Here is an 18,177-nt window from a genome sequence, read left to right as displayed (position 1 = left end):
CATGCGTCCGCTGTTGTCCAAGCTAGCCCTCGCCGGGCTGGCGCTGCTTGCGCCGGCCACCGCCGTGTTCGCGCAGGCGATCACCCCGGTGCACCCCAACCTCATCGTGCTGGCGTACCACGATGTCCGCGACGATGTTGGCCAGCTGGCTGACAAGGATCCGGACGCGACCAGCACCGACCACCTGGTGGCGCATTTCGAATGGCTGAAGGCGAACGGTTACCACCTGGTCTCCTTCGACCAGGTGCGCGATGCCGCGAAGAGCGGGAAGCCGCTGCCGCCCGACGCGGTGCTGCTCACCTTCGATGACAGCCTCGAGAGCTTCTACACGCGCGTCTATCCGCTGCTGCGTGCCTATAACTACCCTGCCCTCCAGGCGGTGGTCGGCTCGTGGATCGACATGCCCGAAGGCAAACGCATGCCGTACAACGGCAGCGACTGCGACCGCTCCTGCTTCCTCACCTGGGACCAGGTCGCGGAAATGCAGAAGTCGGGCCTGGTGGAAATCGCCTCGCACTCGTGGGGCCTGCACCAGGGCACCAACGGCAACCCGCAGGGCAACCAGATGCCCGCGGCCGCTTACCTCCAGTACGACAACGCGACAAACCGTTACGAAACCGAAGCCGAGTACGCCGCGCGCGTGCGGGCCGACCTGGCCAAGAGCGCCGATGAAATCGCAGCGCACACCGGCGTGCGCCCGCGCGCCATCGCCTGGCCGTACGGTTCGTTCACCCACGTCGGCCAGGATGTGGCCGCCAGTCTCGGCATGGATATCTCCTTCAGCCTGGGCGATGCCGTGCCATCGCTGGGCTCGGGCGGTACGATCCCGCGCCTGCTGGTGAGCGACAACGTCACGGCGAACCGCCTGGGCTGGCTCATGCGCCACCAGGCGCGTGTCGACCCCACGCGCGCCGTGCAGGTCGATCTCGATTACGTCTACGACGCCGACCCGGCCCAGCAGGATCGCAACCTCTCGAAGCTGCTTGACCGGATCAAGCGCATGCATCCCAGCCAGGTCTGGTTGCAGGCGTACGCCGACCCGGATGGCGACGGCGTGGCCAATGCCGTGTACTTCCCCAATCGCCACCTGCCGGTGCGCTCCGACCTGTTCTCGCGCGTGTCGTGGCAGCTACGCACCCGCGCCGGTGTCCGCGTCTACGCATGGATGCCGGTGCTGGCGTTCCGCTTCCCCGCCGGCAAGGACCTGCCGTCACTAGCCGGCGAGCCCGCCGCCGGTGGCGACCCGTTCCGTCTCGCACCGTACGATCCGAAGGTGCGCCAGATGATCGGTGATGTGTACGAAGACCTCGCGATGCACAGCAGCGAGGCCGGCGTGCTCTTCTCCGACGATGCCTTTATGCGCGATACCGACCGGCTCGGCCCGTGGGCGAAGAACAGCCCCGCGCAGAACACGCAGGCGCTGATCGATTTCACCCAGTACCTCGCCGCGCGCATGAAGAAGTGGCGCCCGCAGCTGCAGACCGCGCGCAACATCTATGCCCGCCCGGTCCTGCAGCCGAACGCCGAAGCATGGACGGCACAGAGCCTGCCCGCCTTCATCAAGGCCTATGACATGACCGCGATCATGGCCATGCCGCAGCTCGACCAGCAGACGGACCGCATCGGCTGGTACCGGAACCTGGTGGCGAAGGTGTTGGCCGAACCAGGCGCTACCGACCGCACGCTGTTCGAGTTCGCCACCTTCAACTGGCGCACGAAGAAGCGGATCGATGTCCGCGATATCAACGACCGCATCCGTGCGGTGCAGGCGGCGGGCGGGCGGCACCTCGGCTACTACCCCGACGATTTCCTGCACAACCATCCCGACCTGGAAGCGATCCGGCCGTACATCTCAGCGTCCGACTACCCCTATCCGGAGCCCGCCCGATGAACAACGGGGTCCTGCACTTCCTGTTGGAGTTCGCGTTCTACTACCCGCTGGCGATGTCGCTGGTGTGGATGAGCGGCGGCATCATCTATTACTTCCGCTGGGAGCGGAACGAGCCCTTGCGGATCAAGCCGCCGGAGCTCGCCGAATATCCGATGGTGACGCTGATCGTGCCCTGCCATAACGAGGGCGAGCAGGTGCGCGAGACGATCGCCCATCTCGCCTCGCAGCAGTGGCCGAACTTCGAGATCATCGCCATCAACGATGGCTCGACCGACGATACCGGCGCCCAGCTCGACCAGTTGCTCGACCAGTATCCGAAGCTGCGCGTCATCCATATGGCTTCGAACCAGGGCAAGGCCATGGGCTTGCGTGCCGCCGCGCTCGCCTCGAACGCCGATTTCCTGGTGTGCGTGGATGGCGATGCGCTGCTCGATGACTACGCCACGCACTGGATGGTCTCGCACATGCTGGATAGCCCGCGCGTGGCCGCGGTCACCGGCAATCCGCGCATCCGCAACCGCTCCACCCTGCTGGGCAAGCTGCAGGTCGGCGAGTTCTCGTCGATCATCGGCCTGATCAAGCGCGCGCAACGCGTGTACGGGCGCATCTTCACCGTGTCGGGCGTCATCGCCTGCTTCCGCAAGAGTGCCCTGCACGATGTCGGCTACTGGAGCACCGACATGGTCACGGAAGACATCGACGTGAGCTGGCGCCTGCAGATGCGTCATTGGGAAATCCGCTACGAGCCGAACGCCCTTTGCTGGATCCTGATGCCGGAAACCCTGCGTGGCCTGTGGAAGCAGCGCCTGCGCTGGGCCCAGGGCGGCTCGGAGGTCTTGCTGCGCTACACGAAGAAGCTGTTCAAGTGGCGCCAGCGTCGCATGTGGCCGGTGGCTTTCGAGTACTTCACCAGCCTGCTCTGGTCGTACACGATGGGCACCATCGTCACACTGTGGGCGTTGGGCCATTTCATCGAACTGCCGCGCTCGCTGTACATCGACACCTTGCTGCCGCAGTGGCATGGCGTGGTGCTCGGCATCATCTGCCTGCTGCAGTTCGGGATCAGCCTGCTGGTCGATCGGCGCTACGAGACGCGCATCGGCCGTAACTATTACTGGATGATCTGGTACCCGCTGGTGTACTGGGTCCTGAATACCGCCACGTCCATCGTGGCGCTGCCCAAGGCGATCATGAAGCGCAAGGGCACGCGCGCGGTGTGGGTCAGCCCGGATCGGGGACTGCGATGAAAGCCGAAGCCATTGTTATCCAGCGCCCGGAGCGGCAGAGCCACGCGCAAAAGGCCGTTTTCGGTGTGGTTACCGTCACGCTGTGGGTACTGTGGGCCTGCCTCTGGCTGCCCCTGGTCACGCTTGGCGCATGGGCGTACGGCATCCGTGATGCGCTCACCCATCTGCATCTCATGGACCCGATCACCGACGGCGGCGATATCCACATCGTGCTGATCGTCGCCATCGCCACGGCAGCGATCTTCAGCTCGTGGTCGGGCTATAACTACGCCCGCTTCGTCGGCAAGCAGAAGCGCCGGGGCAACAATCCAGTCGGCGTCGCCGAAACGGCGGCGAAGATTGGCGCGCATACCGAGGAAGCGATCCGCTTGCAGGGTAGCCGCCGCGCCGTCGTCAGCGTGGCCGACGATGGTTTCATGAGCCTGAAAGACGCTCGCTGAGCCACCACAGTTACATGACAGCGCGGTGCGACGAGATACCGTCGCACCGCGAACCGGGTCAGACCGCGGCGAGCAGGAATACGCCGAAGGCGGGGGCTTCCGAGATCCACTGCTGTTCAACCGACCACCCCGCCCGCGCCGCCAGCGCGGCGAACGACTCGGGCGTGAACTTGTGCGAGTTCTCGGTGTGGATCGTTTCACCGGCTTCAAAGGTGAAACGCTGGCCCGACACCGTCACCGTCTGCGCCACGCGGCTCTCCAGGTGCATCTCGATGCGTGATTTCTCCGCATTCCAGATCGCGCGGTGCTCGAAGGCGCCCACGTCGAAATCGCCGCCTAGCTCGCGGTTGATACGCACCAGGACATTCCGGTTGAACGCCGCCGTGATGCCCTCGGCATCGTCATAGGCCGCCAGCAAGGTATCGACCGGCTTGACCTGGTCGGCTCCCACGATGAAACGCGAGCCCGGGCCCAGCCGGCGACGTACCGCACGCAGCAAGGCCACGGCTTCGTCGGCCTCGAAGTTGCCGATCGTCGAACCAGGGAAGAAGGCGACGACCGGCTTATCCGCCAGTGCAACCGGTACCTCGATGCCGCGCGTGAAATCCGCTACCACCGGCACGATCGAGAGCGACGGATACGCCGCGCGCAACCGCTCTGCCGCGCCTTGCAAGGCATCGGGGCTGATATCAACGGGCACATAGGCAGACAGGCCCGGCGCCGCATCCAGCAGCAGGCGCGTCTTTTCGCTTGCACCACTGCCCAGCTCAAGCAGGACGGCGCCTTCCGGGATCGCCCCGGCGAGTGCCGGCGCAATCGAAGTAAGCAGCGCGGTCTCCGTACGCGTCGGGTAATACTCCTGCGTCTCGCAGATCGCCTCGAACAGCGCAGAGCCAGCGCCGTCGTAGAAGTACTTCGGTGAGAACGTTTTGCGCGGCGCGCCCAGGCCAGCGAGCGTATCGCGCAGGAAGGCCTGGCGCTCGTCATCGTCGTCCAGCGCGAGATCGCGCGCCAGGCGCAGGCCAGCAAACATCCAGCGCTGCCCAGGGCGGTAGAAATTACGGTATGACGGACGCGAATGCCCCGGCGGGGTCACCGACGCACCGCCGCGCAGCACCATCTGCCCGCTCATGAATTTACCGTTGTACTCGCCCACCGCATCGTCGCTCGCCTTGAAGCCCGGGTACGCCGTGTAGGCGCTGGCGGTCCACTGCCACGCGGTGTCGTACACCTGCTCGAGGTCATGCCGCGTGCGTACCGCATGTTCCCACTCGGCCTCGGTGGGCAAGCGAGCGCCGGCCCAGCGGGCGTAGGCGTCCGCTTCGTAGTAGCTCACGTGCACCACGGCGGCATCGGGATCCACCGGCTTCCAGCCACCGGGCGTCATGTGAAACCACGTATCGTCGTCGCGCTGCCAGTACAGCGGTGCCTCCCAGCCCTCGGCCTGGCACTGTGCCCAACCGTCGGAGAGCCACAGCTCGGCACGGCGGTAACCGCCCAGGGCCATGAACGCCAGCCACTGGCCATTGGTGACCAGCCGGTCAGCAAGCTGGAACGGCTCGAGCCATGCCGTGTGCCGTGGGCCCTCGTTATCGAACGCGAAGGGCTCATCGGTCGCGCCGATACGCACCGGGCCACCCGCGACATGCCGGTAGCGGCCTGCGGGACCGGCCTCGGCCGCAGGCCACGCCGGATCGAAGGCAGGCTTGAGCGGCGATTGCGCGAACAGGTGCTGCACATCCATCACCAGCAGTTCCTGATGTTGCTCCTCGTGGGCGAACCCAAGCTGCAGCAGCGCCTCGTGCTCGGCATCGAGCCCCGAAGCGATCAGGCGGCGCATATGCGTATCCACGTGGCGGCGGTAGGCGCGCACGCCCTCGATGCCCGGACGCGTCACGAGACCACGCGTGGGGCGCGGATGCCGGGGCCCCACGGCCTCGTAGTACGAGTTGAACAGGTAGCCGTAGACCGGATCGAACACGCTGTAGCCGGGCACGTTCGGCCCCAGCAGGAAGGTTTCGAAGAACCACGTGGTATGCGCGAGGTGCCATTTGGCCGGGCTGGCATCCGGCATGGACTGCACCTGCATGTCTTCGGGCTCAAGCGCGGCCACGAGGGCGTCGGTGCGCGCGCGGACCGCGTCATAGCGCTCGGCGAGGGTCTGCGCCGGCGCGCTCGTACAGGTCGCGATGGCCGCGGCGTTATCCGCGGCCAGGGATTCAAAAATGGCTTGCATGGGCAATGAACTCCGGTGGCTTAGTCGGGCGTGTGCTCGATCGTCACGCGGTCGGGGTAGAAGGCCAGGTGGCCCTCGATGGAGGCGACGTGCTCGCTGGGCGTCTCATACGTCCAGATCGCATTGATCGCGGCTTCGCTGTTGCCAGGCAGGCTGTAATACGAGGCCTCGCCCTTGTACGGACACCAGGTGGTGTGCTCGCTGCGGCGGAGGCTGGCCATGCTGGCGTCCCCACGCGGGATGTAGAGCACCGCGGGGTAGCTGGCCTCTTTCAGGCTCAGCGCATGGCGTGTATCGGCGATCACCTGGTCGCCAAAACGCACCACCACCCGGCCCTGGGCCGGCGTGATGGTGATCGGGTGGTCGGGGCCGGGGATCCTGACGGGACGGGAGGACATGTCACTCTCCTTCGTTGCGGATGGTACAGACAGACGATCGTGGGACCGCCGGCCGCCCATGCCAAGCCAACAGGCTGGAAAAGGTGAAATGTCTCGCAGGCACAGATGGCAGGATTGGACATTCCTGTCCCATGCGTAGCCCCTTTGCCCCGGGGTTTACGGCACTGGCCGGGTGAACCGATAGTGCGCCACGAGCCACTCCTGGCCACCGGCATAGCCAAACAGCTCGGCGCAGGCCATCCAGAACATGCGCCAGCGCTGGAACCACAGGCCTGCGGCGGACCCGTAGGCCTCGGCCAGCACGGCCATCACCGCGTCGCGCTGGCTATCCTGCCGGGCCAGCCAGTGGTTCGCGGTCCGCTGGTAGTGCGTGCCATCGAGCAGCCAGCGCCGCTCGATGCGCAGATCGTCCTGGAACCATAGCAGCGTATCCGCCGCCGGCATCAGGCCGCCCGTGAAGAAGTGCCGGGCCATCCAGTCGTTGTCGCCATTGGTATCGAACGGATACATCAGGGTGCGGTGGGCGAAGATATGCACGAACAGCTTGCCGCCCGGCTTCAACCAGTGGCTGATCCGGCCCAGCAGCGTCGCGTAGTTGCGCATGTGCTCGAACATTTCCACGGACACACAGCGATCGAAGTCCCCTTCGAGCAGGGCGAGCGTGTTCACGTCGGCGGTGATGACATGGACGTTGGTGATGTTCAACGCCGCGCAACGCGCCTCGATATGCCGCCGCTGCGGCGCGGAGTTCGATACCGCCGTGATCCGGGCCCGTGGAAAGCGCTGCGCCATCCACAGCGTGAGCGAACCCCAGCCGCAGCCCAGCTCAAGGATCGATTGCCCATCGGCGAGCTCCGCGCGCTCACCGTACAGCGCAAGCATCGCCTCTTCCGCCTCGTCCAGGCTCATGCCCGGCCGCGGGTAGTAGCAACTCGAATATTTCAGGCGGCTGCCAAGACAGAGGGTGAAGAATGCCGGTGGCAGCTCGTAATGCTGGCCATTGGCCGCGTCGGTATGCAGCGCGACCTCGCTGTGGCGCAGCTCATCGATCAACGCATGGAAGCGCGTGGCGGTGACCTCACCGCCGCCACGCCGTTCGTGCGCAAGCCGTTCCGCGCACAAGCCGCGGATGCCCATGCGCAACACGGCATCCGGCAACCAGCCGCGCTCGGCGAGGCCAAGCATGCCGGTGGCCGCGGTATTTTCCCGGGCATACGTGGCGTTATCTGCGATCGTCGTCATGCGTCCTCACGAGCTTGCCTTGGGGAACCACGGGAAAAACACCGGCGTATCGCGCTGGTAGCGGCGGTACTCCTCGCCGCGAGAGCGCAATGCCTGCGCCTCGGTGAGTGGCACGCCACTCACGTAACGTACGAACAGGTACATCAACAGCGGCCCCACCAGCGCCAGCCACACCAGGGCCGAGCCCGCCGCCAGGAACACGTAGGTGAACCAGTGCAGCCACTCGAAGAAGTAGTTGGGATGGCGTGAGTAACGCCACAAGCCCTCGCGGCAGGTCTTGCCCTTGTGGGCGGGGTCCGCCCGGAAACGCGAGAGCTGCCGGTCCGCCAGCGCTTCACCGCCCACGCTGACCAACCAGGTGACGACGGCCGCGATCGCCCACGCACCGGCGCCTTCGTCATTTGCCGCCACGGCGATGAACGGCACGGCGCAAAGCGCGACGAGAAACGCCTGGAACTGGAAGAATCCGAAGAACTTGCCCTGGTGCCCGCGCCAGTGCGCACGCAACTGCTGGTAACGCCCATCCTCCGGCTCGCCGCGCACGCGGCGCCATAGATGCAGCGCCAGGCGCAAACCCCACGCCCCGCCAAGCACGGCGAGCAGCACGCGGGTCGGCACCGAGCCCTGCCCCACCAGCGCCGTGAACACGGCGGCACCGGCCAAACCCGACGCCCATAACGCATCCACGATGCCTGCATTGCGCTCGCGCCGCTGCCAGGCCCAGCCACCCGCCATCACCCATGCGGCGGCCAGCCAGATGATGAGCAAGGTGTTCAGCGTGCTCATGGCGTCGCGCCCGGCTTGGCGAACAACAAGTGCGAGACGCCGATGGAGCGTTCCAGGAACCCGCCTTCGCAGTAGGCCAGATAGAACTCCCACAAGCGCAGGAAACGTTCGTCGAAGCCTTGCGCACGCACTTCACCGCGCGCGGCGAGAAAACGTTCGCGCCACGCGTGCAGGGTGCGCGCATACGACAGCCCGAAATCCTCCTGGCGCAGCAATGCCAGGTCGGTCGCCCGGGTCTTCGCTGCGAGCATGGCGTTGACCGACGGGATGAAGCTGCCCGGGAACACGTACCGCTTGATGAAATCGACCGCCTTCAGCGCCTGCGCGTAGCGGTGGTCTTCAATGGTGATCGCCTGCACCAGCGCCCGGCCACCCGGGCGCACCAGCGCGCCCAGCTTGGCGAACCAGGTATCGAGGTATTCAGCGCCGATCGCTTCCACCATCTCAATGGACACCAGCTTGTCGTACTGACCCTGCAGGTCGCGGTAATCCTCGAGCAGCAGCGTGATGCGATCGCCCAGCCCGGCTTCCGCCACGCGGGCGCTCGCCAGCGCATGCTGTTCGCGGGAGATGGTCGTGGTGGTCACGTGGCAACCGTAGTGGCGCGCCGCATGCAGTGCGAAGCCGCCCCAACCGGTGCCGATCTCAACGACCCGGTCACCGGGGCCTAGCTCGAGCCACTGGCACACGCGATCCAGCTTGCGCCGGGAGGCCGCCTCCAGCGTATCGTCCTCGCCGTCCCATAGCGCGGACGAATACATCAGGTCATCCGACAGGAACAGCGAGAAGAAGGCATTGCCCAGGTCGTAATGCGCGGCGATGTTGCGCCGGCTACCCTCGCGCGTATTACGCCGCAAGGCTCCCCACGCCTGCATCAGCCAGCCGCCGACACGGGCCATGCCGCCTTCCATGCCGTCGAGCAGGTCGCGGTTGCGTACCAGCAGGCGAATGAGGCCCACGAGATCATCGCAGCGCCACTGGCCATCCATGAAGGCTTCCCCTGCCCCCACGCTGCCGTTCGTCGCCACGGCGCGATAGAAGGCCAGATCGTTCACCGTGACGTGCACCGCGGCGGCATGCCCGGCTTCACCAAGCTCCACTCGCCCCAGCGCATCGGCCAGCACCAGGCGGCCGTGGCGCATGCCAGCCATGCGCGCCAGCAACTGCGCACGAAGGAAACGCAGGCCCCGCGTCGCCGCGACGGCCGTGGAATCAGGAACGACGACGCTCATGAAGACCCTTTGGCAAGGTGCCGGGATGATCGTGGACGGGATTGCGCTTTAGCCACAGACGCAACGCTTCAAGATGGATCGCGCCGACGACCTTCGCGGTCATCAGCGGGTAACGCCATAGCACGCGCGCCAGCGATGCCGCCGACAGCGGAAGACGTGCCAGGGCGAGGTGCGCATCGAACTCACGCTCGCCATCGCGCAGTACGTCCATATGCACGGCAAGCCGCTCACCGGGCGAGGTGAAGCGCCAGCGGTAGGTGCGATCCATCGGCATGAAGGGCGAGACGTGGAAGGTTTTCGGGAACTGCGCGTCGACCGCATGGGTCGCCCCCTCCGCAGCCGGCACGACATACGCGTGCCGCTCGCGCCACGGCGTGTTGGTGATCTCGGCAAGCACGGCCGCCAGGGTTTCCCCATCCGCCTCGTAGCAGTAGTAAAAGCTCACCGGGTTGAACACAAACCCGGCATAACGCAGATGGGTAAGCAGGCGCACCGGCCCCGCGGGACGGCGACCTAGCGACAACGCCACGCGGTCACGCACGGCATCGGCGAGGGGCACCTCGGGTGATCCGAAATAATCGGCACGGCGGAACTCGGCGAGGTTGCGCCCCCGCGACGACCAGAGCCAGCGCCCTTCAAACACCGCATCCAGCTCGTCAAGATCCAACCACAGCTGCGCCATGCGGTAGCGAAACGCATGCGGGTGCGGCGCGTGCCGGCTGTGGGTCACGACGCCTTCGTACACCGCGCTGGCGAAGCGCTCGCTCATGCCATCACCCCGCGCCGCACGGCGACACGATCGAAGTCGGCCGCCAGTTCCACGGCACTACGCATGCCATCCTCGTGGAAACCCCAGCCCCAGTAGGCGCCAGCGAACCAGGTACGGCGCACCCCCTGGATCTCCGCCCGGCGCGCCTGCGCGGCCACCGAAGCGTGCGAATACACCGGGTGGGCGTAATGTAGGCGACGCAACACTTTCGCCGGATCGATGGCGTGCGTGCGGTTCAACGTCACCACGAACGGCTCGGGCGAGCGGATGCCCTGTAGCAGGTTCATGCAGTAACTCACCGTGCAGGCCTCGCCGGGAGCGGCCGGCACCCACGCGTTCCACGCGGCCCAGGCCTTGCGCGAGCGCGGCAGCAACGTGGCGTCGGTGTGCAAGACGGTTTCGTTCGGCTGGTATGCCATGGCGCCCAGGATCTCGCGCTCGCGCGGATGCGCATCGCCCAGCAGCGCCAGGGCCTGGTCAGCGTGGCATGCCAGTACCACCTCGTCGAAGTGTTCGACGCCGCGATGGGTGGCGACATCGACCCTGTCGCCGTGCCGGTCGACCGAGAGCACGGGGGTGCCGAAGCATTCACGCACGCGCCCCTGCCAGCGGGCGCGTAGCGCGTCGACGTAGCGCGCGGAGCCACCGGCGACCACGCGCCACTCCGGCCGACCGGAGACCTGCAGCATGTGGTGGTTGGCCATGAAGCGCACGAGGTACTTTGCCGGGAAACGCAGGATGCCGGCCGAGGCCGACGACCACAGGGCGCAAGCCATCGGTACGAGGTGCTCGTCGCGGAACATCGCACCGTAACGGCCTTCGTCGAGATACTCACCCAGCGTTGGACCCTCGCCCTGGAGCGCCAGCAACGCGGGGGCCTCGCGGTAGAAGCGAAACAGATCGCGCAACATGCCGTGGAAGCGCGGCGACAGCAGGTTGCGCCGCTGGCAGAACAGCGTATTCAGCGAGGTGGCGTTGTATTCCAGCCCGGAGGCTTCGCTGCGCACGGCGAAGCTCATGGTGGTCGGCTGCGTGGCCACTTCCAGTTCGTCGAACAACGCCGTGAGCAACGGATAGTGCACGGGGTTATGCACGATGAACCCGGTGTCCACGGAGTATTCGTGGCCTTGCAACGTGACCCGATGCGTATCGACGTGCCCGCCCGGCCGGTCCGCCGCTTCAAACAAGGTCACCTCGTGGCTACGCGACAGCAACCACGCCGAGGCCAGCCCCGCGATACCCGAACCGATGACCGCGACGCGCATGCGCTAGTGCTCCATCTTCGCCCGCACCCAGGCGGGGACGGGCTTGAGCTCACTCACCAGGCCCAACCGTGCCATGAGCCACAGGCCATAAAAGGTCAGGTCCACCTCCCACCAGCGAAAACCCTGGCGTACCGTGCCGGGGAAGAAGTGATGGTTGTTGTGCCAGCCTTCGCCAAAGGTCAGCAACGCCAGCCAGACGTTGTTACGGCTATCGTCGTGGGTGCTGAACCGGCGCCGGCCAAAGCGGTGCGCGAGCGAGTTGATTGTCACCGTGGCGTGGAACAGCACGGTGGTGGAGATGAAGAAACCCCACACCAGCATCTGCCAGCCCGTCGTGCCCAGCCCCGGCGCCACGTGTTGCAACAAGGTACCCAACCCGAACAGCGCGATGGCCAGCAGGACCGGCACGGCGGTGTCATAGCGATCCAGCCAGCGCAGTTCCGGGTACACCGCGAAATCCGGTACGCGATCGAGCTGGGTGCGGAAGCCGCGCGGCGTAAGGAACCAGCCCGCATGGCTCCAGAGGAAACCATGCACACCCGGCGAATGCGGATCGAGCGCGGTATCGGCATGACGGTGGTGGTGGCGATGGTGCGCGGCCCACCACAACGGCCCCCGTTGCACACAGGCGGCCCCGATGACGGCGAAGATGAACTGCACGGCGCGCGATGTGCGGAACGTGCGATGTGAGAAGTAGCGGTGGTAGAAGCCGGTCAACGCGAACATGCGGATCGCATACAACGCCACCGCCACGCCTACCGCGACCGCCGACGTACCCGTCCAGATCACCGCCACGCAGGCCAGGTGCATCGCGACGAAGGGTGCCGCGCGCAGCCAGTCGATCCGGTCGTCGCGCGCGGTCTCCGCTGGCGCGCCGTCGGCGGTATCGAACCAGCGGCGCAGTGCGTTTAGCCGGGCAAGGGGGGAACGCATGGCTCGGTCGGCTCCGTGGATGGTCCATGACGTATACGGGCGAACCCCGCGAACGGATGCACGGCCCCGGCACTCAGCTGGGACACTTGGTCGCCAGCGGCGCCTTCAGCGCGTCGTCCAGGGCGCTCGCGGGCAGGTCCATCGTCCGGCCCGACGGCGGGAAGTCGATACTCACATCGGAGCTCTTGCCGCTCGCGTTGCGCACCGTACCCTTGCCCTCGTAACGCAGGATGCGGTGGTCGCCCGCGCCGTACGCCATGGCGATGGTCGGCGCGGCAAAGGCGTACCAGGCATCCAGCTTCATCGCCAGGTGACGCTGGCCCTGGGTGGTCTTGCCCCCGGTGATCTTCACGTCGTAGAAGCGGAACCGGCTCGGGACGAGGTACGGCACCGAGACGCCGGCATCGAGCGCATCCCAGTGCGAGCGAATATAGGTATCGAAGCCCGCATCGATGACCGCGCCCTTCGGGACATCGATGGTACGGGCCTCTTCGGCCGCCCCCGCGCGCTTGACCCGGATCTCGATCTGGTTACCCACCGCGCGGACGCTCTCATGGAAACTTTCACGCGCGTCTTCATAGGACATATCGGGCCGCACCGGGTCACTGCCCGACTGCAGCAGCTTTCGCGCGAACGGCGTGCCATCGGGGCACTGGTAGCTCACCACCTGCCGCGGGCCGTCCACGTAATGGATCTCCCGATACAGCACGGGGCCGCCACCGCGCGGCATGGCATCGCCGGCGAAGCGTTCCGCCGCATGGGCGGCCGGCAAGCCAAGGGCCAGCATCGCAAGGGCCAGGCGTTTCGTCGTCACAGGAAAAATCCTTTGGCAGGCGTGTCGCCCAGGAAGGGTACGGGACCGAGGGTGGCCCGGCGGCGGTCGCGTTTCCGTGACGGCCAATCGTGTTATAGAACACGAACCCGCTCGTTTACGACAGGGATTCCACGGATGCCAGCTACCTCCCCCGCTGAGCGGGATGCGCTGAACGACCTGCTACGGCGCACTGGCGCGCGTGATGAGCAGGCGTTTGCTTCGTTGTACAAGGCCACGTCACCGCGCCTCTTCGGTGTGTGCATGCGCCTGGCAGGCGACCCCGCGGAAGCCGACGACATCCTGCAGGAAGCGTTCGTCACCGTCTGGCGGCGAGCGTCAACCTTCGATCCCTCCCTGTCGAGCGCGCTCACCTGGCTCGTCACCGTCGTGCGCAACAAGGCGATCGACCGCCTGCGCCAGCGCCCCTCGGCCGCACACATCAGCGATGTGGCCTGGGACGCGATCGTGGACGAGCGCCCGGGGCCGGCCGCCGAGGCGGAAGCCGGCGAGGCCTACGGCAAGCTGCACGCCTGCCTCGATGAACTCGACGCCCAACAGCGTCGTTCGATCCGTGAAGCTTTCTTCGGCGGCGCTACGTATAACGAACTGGCGGACCGCGCCAGCGTGCCGCTTGGCACCATGAAGAGCTGGATCCGTCGCGGTCTTTTGCAACTGCGGGCTTGCCTCGGCGCATGAACACTTCAACCGACAACGATAAAGACCACCTGCGCTACGCCGAGTACGTGCTCGGCCTGCTCGATGCCGACGCGCGTGCCGCCGTGGCGCGCGAGGTCGCCGAGCAGCCGGAAGCCGCGGCCGCCGTCGGCCGATGGCAAGCATGGCTGAACCCGTTAGCCGTCGAACTGCCCGCGGTGGCGCCGCCGGCGGCTGCCTGGGAGGGCATCCGTAGCCGTCTGGGGCTCGGTGCCCAGGCCCGGCCGGGCCTGTGGGAAAGCCTGGCGCTGTGGCGCTGGCTGGGCGTCGGTGCCACCGCGGTCGCGGCCTGCCTGCTCGTGCTCACGCTGACCCGCCCCGGTCTTCCGGCACCGCCGACGGCGACGACGCCCGCCGTGCTCATGGTTTCCACCATCGCGCGCGATGACGGCGTGGCCTCGTGGACGGCCACCATGGACCCCGAGCGCGGCGAGTTGTTGCTGGTGCCGGCCACCCCCGAGCCCCTGGCCTCGGGGCGCGATACCGAACTGTGGCTTATCCCCGAAGGCGCACCGCCCATCGCGGTCGGCGTCTTCCCCGCGGCGCAGGGCAAACGTTTCGCCCTGCCTCGCGCCCTGGTCGATCGCCTCGGGCCGACGGCGGCCCTGGCGGTCTCGGTTGAACCGGCTGGCGGCTCGCCCACCGGCCAGCCCACCGGCCCAGTCATCGCCAAGGGTGCGATCCGCGCCGCGTGAGCCGCCTTCACATTTGTCTAGAAAGCGTCCGTAAGATATTGAGCGGCGTGCTCAACTTTCCGGCGCGCCCGCCGATATGACCATAGCGTTGCAGGCAGGGGGATGAAGCACGCCATGAAACTCGTCATCGCCGCGGCGGCTATCGTCGCGGCCCACGCGATCGCGCTGATGGTGACGCCCGCGGGCGGCATGGCGATCTCGTACGCGTTTTTCTTTGCCGTGGCGGTGGCGGCCATGGCCAGCACGGTGCTTGCCTGGCACCGTTCCGGTACCCCGCGCGATAAGCGCTGGCTGCTCCTGCTGGGCAGCCTGATGCTGTGGACGGTCGGCATGTCGCTGTCCGCGCGGCAGAACTACGTGATGGACAACACCAACCCCGCGCCCGGCGACAGCATGTTCTTCTACATCCTGTACGTGCTGCCGGTGCTCATCGCCGTGTCGTCGGCACCGGTGGCCGCGCGCAAGAAGTGGGCGCTGGCGATCGACCTCGTGCTGGCCGCGCTGCTCGGCGTGTTGTTCTACGTGCGCACGTTCTCCATCGTGTCGCTGGAAGGCGCCATGGGCCCGCAGCAGGCCGTGGACGTGGCGCACATGCTCGATTTCGAAAATGTCTGCCTGGCCGTGGCGGCGCTGTTGCGCTTCCTCGCCACCGACCGCGCCGACGACCACTACTTCTTCCGCGCGGTCATGGCGTTCTTCGTCTGCTACGCGGTCTCCGGCTACGCCTATAACCACTACATCGCGCTCGGCGGGCATCCGGATTTCGGCGACTCGCCGTGGGATGCGCTGCTCGAAGTGCCGTTCCTGGCGCTGTGCATCGCGACACTTTCGCGCAAGCCGCAGCGCCACTGGCACCCACCCGTGTACCTCATCCGTTTCGTGCAGAGCGCCAGCCCCACCTTCCTCGCGATGAGCGTGCTGGGCTTCGGGCTCATGGTGATCCCCGGCTACCCGTCGCTCGGTATCACCGGCGCCATCGCCGCGGTGGTCGGCATTGGCCTGCGTGGCACGCTGGCCCAGGTCGATCTGGTGGAAGAAGAGTTCCGCCTGTCGCGCAGCCGCGATGAGCTCGAAGGGCTGGTCTTCGTCGACAGCCTGACCGGGCTGGCCAACCGCCGCGCCCTGGATGAGCGGCTGCTGCGTGAGTGGCACCGCCCCGGCCAGCGCGAGCCGATCGCGCTGCTGATGATCGATGTCGACTACTTCAAGGAATACAACGACCGCTACGGCCACCTGGCCGGCGATGACTGCCTGCGTGCACTCGCTGCCACGCTCATGGCCCGCGGCCTGCGCGCCGGTGATTTCCTGGCCCGCTTCGGCGGCGAGGAATTCGCGGTGGTGGCGCCGGGCACACGCATGCCCGAGGCCCTGGCGCTCGCGGACGACCTGCGCAGCCACGTCGAGGCCCAGGCCATCTCGCACCCGCGCAGCCCTTATGGCGTGCTGACCATCACCATCGGTGTGGCGGCCATCCAGCCCAGCGCGGCCAGCGGCCCGCTCGAGCTGCTGAACGCCGCCGACCGCGCCCTCTACCAGGCCAAGCACGGCGGGCGTAACCGCGTTGGCGGGCTCGGCGATGCACGGATTGAACCTGCGGCACGCGCTGGTTAACCCCGTTTGCCGGGTTGCCCCGTTTCATCTGCATGTCCCCAAGGAGGCCATGCACGATGACCACGTTACGCGCCCCACTCTCCCTGCTGTTCGCTGGCCTCGTGGCCGCCGCCGGTACCGTTGGCGCCGAGTCGCCGCCCGCGCGGCATAGCTCGCACTCACTCATGCCTGCCGACGGGCCGAACTGCACCGATGTGCAGCCCATGGTGTATGGCTACGCGCCAGCGCCGATGCCGCGCCGCCCCATGCCCATCTCGCAGCGCAAGGTCGCATCGCCACCGCCCGCGCTGCCGGCACCGCCGATGGGAATCATTGAAGAAGCCGCACCAGTAGCGGTGGCTCCCGCACCCGCACCTCCGGCCCCACCTGCGCCGCCCGCCGACGTCTCGCAGAACCGCGCCGTCCCGCAAGCGATGATGGCGCCGATGCCGGTCGGATATACCGGCGGCGTTTACCAGCAACCGGTCGATACCAGCCGCTATGCACACCGTGACACCAACCCGGTGCACGAAGCCGCGACCGATCCGGTTTCCACCTTCAGCATCGATGTGGACACCGGCTCGTACACGAACGTGCGCCACCTGTTGAACGAAGGCCAGCTGCCGCAGGCCGATGCCGTGCGCAGCGAAGAATTCATCAACTACTTCAACTACGGCTACGCCGCACCGAAGGATCGTTCACGCCCCTTCAGCGTGACCACGGAGTTCTCGCCCTCGCCGTGGAACGCGAACCGCCAGCTGCTCCTCGTCGGTATCCAGGGCTACACGGTGCCTGCCAGCGAGATCCCGGCGGCGAACCTGGTGTTCCTGGTTGATGTGTCGGGCTCCATGAACGAGCCGGCGAAACTGCCCCTGCTCAAGGCCTCGCTGAAGCAGATCGTGCCGAAGCTGCGCGCGCAGGATCGCATCTCGCTGGTGACCTACGCCGGTGCTACCTGCGTGGCATTGCCCGCCACCCCGGGCGACCAGCACGCGAAGATCAATGCCGCGATCGATGCGCTTGGCGCGGGCGGTTCTACCAACGGCGCCGCCGGTATCGACCTGGCCTATGCGCAGGCCGCAAAAGGCTTCATCAAGGGCGGCGTGAACCGCGTGATCCTGGCCACCGATGGCGACTTCAATGTTGGCACCGTCGGCGTGCAGCAGCTTAAGGACCGTATCGCCGACAAGCGCCGCAGCGGTATCGCACTCACCACGCTCGGCTTCGGCGAGGGCAACTACAACGACGAGATGGCCGTAACGCTTGCCGATTGCGGTAACGGCAGCCACCACTATATCGACAGCCTCGAGGAAGGCCGCCGCGTGCTCGTCGACGAGATGTCGGCCACGCTGATGACGATCGCGAAGGACGTGAAGATCCAGGTCGAGTTCAACCCGGGCGTCGTGGCCGAGTACCGCCTGATCGGTTACGAAAAGCGCATGCTGGCTCGCGAGGACTTCAACAACGACGCGGTCGATGCGGGTGAAATCGGTGCGGGCGCCAATGTCACGGCGCTGTACGAAATCACGCTGAAGGGTGCGAAGGGTGCCGCGGTGGACCCGCTGCGTTACGGCAGCACCGCGGATGCGTCACCGGCGAAGGGCAACGAACTCGCTTTCCTGCGCCTGCGCTACAAGGCGCCCGACGGTGGTGCGAGCCAGCTGATCGAGCAGCCGCTCGCCGCAACCGTCACGCCGGCCAGCGAACGCCTGCGCTTCGCCGCTGCCGTGGCTGCCTTCGCTGACAACCTGCGTGGCGGCAGCCATAGCGAAGGCTTCGGCTACGACAAGGTCGCCGCGCTCGCCCGCGGCGCACTGGGCAAGGATGAAGGTGGTTACCGCGCAAGCATGGCGCGCCTGGCCGATCTGGCAGGCGGCATGCAGACGCCCGTAGCCGCGGGTACGCGCTGACCCGGGCTGCCATGA

At 66.8% G+C, this 18,177-nt stretch carries 16 protein-coding genes; 7 read left to right on the top strand and 9 right to left on the bottom strand.

Features of this window, described 5'->3' with window-relative positions:
- Nucleotide 1: 1 nt before the first annotated feature.
- From pgaB to pgaD, 3 genes are read left to right on the top strand one after another with little or no spacing between them, the layout of a single operon-like run.
- On the top strand, nt 2-1,891 hold the full coding sequence (pgaB, locus tag L2Y96_RS09535) for a poly-beta-1,6-N-acetyl-D-glucosamine N-deacetylase PgaB (protein WP_247336097.1): 1,890 nt from the start codon (nt 2-4) through the stop codon (nt 1,889-1,891).
- A complete protein-coding gene (gene pgaC, locus L2Y96_RS09530) occupies nt 1,888-3,138 on the top strand; it encodes a poly-beta-1,6-N-acetyl-D-glucosamine synthase (protein WP_247336094.1) in 1,251 nt (416 codons plus the stop codon). The genes pgaB and pgaC overlap by 4 nt, the downstream gene beginning before the upstream one ends.
- Nucleotides 3,135-3,578, top strand: a complete 444-nt coding sequence (pgaD, locus tag L2Y96_RS09525) for a poly-beta-1,6-N-acetyl-D-glucosamine biosynthesis protein PgaD (RefSeq protein ID WP_247336091.1) — start codon at nt 3,135-3,137, stop codon at nt 3,576-3,578. Before pgaC ends, pgaD begins: the two co-directional genes overlap by 4 nt.
- A 58-nt stretch (nt 3,579-3,636) precedes the next feature.
- Here pgaD and egtB read toward each other — a convergent pair whose 3' ends face one another.
- The 9 genes from egtB to L2Y96_RS09475 all read right to left on the bottom strand — a co-directional run bounded on the left by egtB (nt 3,637) and on the right by L2Y96_RS09475 (nt 13,253).
- Nucleotides 3,637-5,814, bottom strand: coding sequence for an ergothioneine biosynthesis protein EgtB (gene egtB, locus L2Y96_RS23000; protein WP_343218445.1), 2,178 nt, complete (start codon nt 5,812-5,814; stop codon nt 3,637-3,639).
- A 20-nt stretch (nt 5,815-5,834) separates the two neighbouring features.
- A complete protein-coding gene (locus tag L2Y96_RS09510; protein WP_247336088.1) occupies nt 5,835-6,212 on the bottom strand; it encodes a DUF427 domain-containing protein in 378 nt (125 codons plus the stop codon).
- A gap of 156 nt (nt 6,213-6,368) precedes the next feature.
- Nucleotides 6,369-7,397, bottom strand: a complete 1,029-nt coding sequence (locus tag L2Y96_RS09505; protein ID WP_247336994.1) for an SAM-dependent methyltransferase — start codon at nt 7,395-7,397, stop codon at nt 6,369-6,371.
- A gap of 63 nt (nt 7,398-7,460) precedes the next feature.
- Entirely contained in the window at nt 7,461-8,231 is a 771-nt protein-coding gene (locus tag L2Y96_RS09500; protein ID WP_247336991.1) for a DUF1295 domain-containing protein, read from the bottom strand.
- Nucleotides 8,232-8,236: 5 nt separating this feature from the next.
- A complete protein-coding gene (locus L2Y96_RS09495; RefSeq protein WP_247336085.1) occupies nt 8,237-9,472 on the bottom strand; it encodes an SAM-dependent methyltransferase in 1,236 nt (411 codons plus the stop codon).
- Entirely contained in the window at nt 9,453-10,241 is a 789-nt protein-coding gene (locus L2Y96_RS09490; protein ID WP_247336082.1) for a DUF1365 domain-containing protein, read from the bottom strand. Before L2Y96_RS09490 ends, L2Y96_RS09495 begins: the two co-directional genes overlap by 20 nt.
- Complete coding sequence (locus L2Y96_RS09485) at nt 10,238-11,506, bottom strand: NAD(P)/FAD-dependent oxidoreductase (protein WP_247336079.1); 1,269 nt, start codon at nt 11,504-11,506, stop codon at nt 10,238-10,240. Before L2Y96_RS09485 ends, L2Y96_RS09490 begins: the two co-directional genes overlap by 4 nt.
- Nucleotides 11,507-11,509: 3 nt before the next feature.
- The gene (locus L2Y96_RS09480; RefSeq protein WP_247336077.1) at nt 11,510-12,439 is read right to left on the bottom strand and encodes an acyl-CoA desaturase; all 930 of its coding nucleotides are present in this window, start codon (nt 12,437-12,439) and stop codon (nt 11,510-11,512) included.
- 73 nt (nt 12,440-12,512) lie between these two features.
- Nucleotides 12,513-13,253: a hypothetical protein gene (locus L2Y96_RS09475; protein WP_247336074.1), complete on the bottom strand. Its 741-nt coding sequence runs from the start codon at nt 13,251-13,253 to the stop codon at nt 12,513-12,515.
- A 135-nt stretch (nt 13,254-13,388) separates the two neighbouring features.
- Here L2Y96_RS09475 and L2Y96_RS09470 point away from each other — a divergent pair, with 135 nt between their 5' ends.
- The 4 genes from L2Y96_RS09470 to L2Y96_RS09455 all read left to right on the top strand — a co-directional run bounded on the left by L2Y96_RS09470 (nt 13,389) and on the right by L2Y96_RS09455 (nt 18,162).
- Nucleotides 13,389-13,949, top strand: coding sequence for a sigma-70 family RNA polymerase sigma factor (locus L2Y96_RS09470; RefSeq protein ID WP_247336071.1), 561 nt, complete (start codon nt 13,389-13,391; stop codon nt 13,947-13,949).
- The gene (locus L2Y96_RS09465; protein WP_247336069.1) at nt 13,946-14,662 is read left to right on the top strand and encodes an anti-sigma factor; all 717 of its coding nucleotides are present in this window, start codon (nt 13,946-13,948) and stop codon (nt 14,660-14,662) included. The genes L2Y96_RS09470 and L2Y96_RS09465 overlap by 4 nt, the downstream gene beginning before the upstream one ends.
- Nucleotides 14,663-14,776: 114 nt before the next feature.
- Nucleotides 14,777-16,273, top strand: coding sequence for a GGDEF domain-containing protein (locus L2Y96_RS09460; RefSeq protein ID WP_247336066.1), 1,497 nt, complete (start codon nt 14,777-14,779; stop codon nt 16,271-16,273).
- A 56-nt stretch (nt 16,274-16,329) separates the two neighbouring features.
- Nucleotides 16,330-18,162, top strand: coding sequence for a vWA domain-containing protein (locus tag L2Y96_RS09455; RefSeq protein WP_247336063.1), 1,833 nt, complete (start codon nt 16,330-16,332; stop codon nt 18,160-18,162).
- Nucleotides 18,163-18,177: the final 15 nt, after the last annotated feature.

This window comes from Luteibacter aegosomaticola (assembly GCF_023078475.1).
GTDB classification, from domain to species: domain Bacteria; phylum Pseudomonadota; class Gammaproteobacteria; order Xanthomonadales; family Rhodanobacteraceae; genus Luteibacter; species Luteibacter aegosomaticola.
Note: the sequence above shows the minus strand (reverse complement) of the source record. Positions and strands in the feature narration are given on the sequence as shown.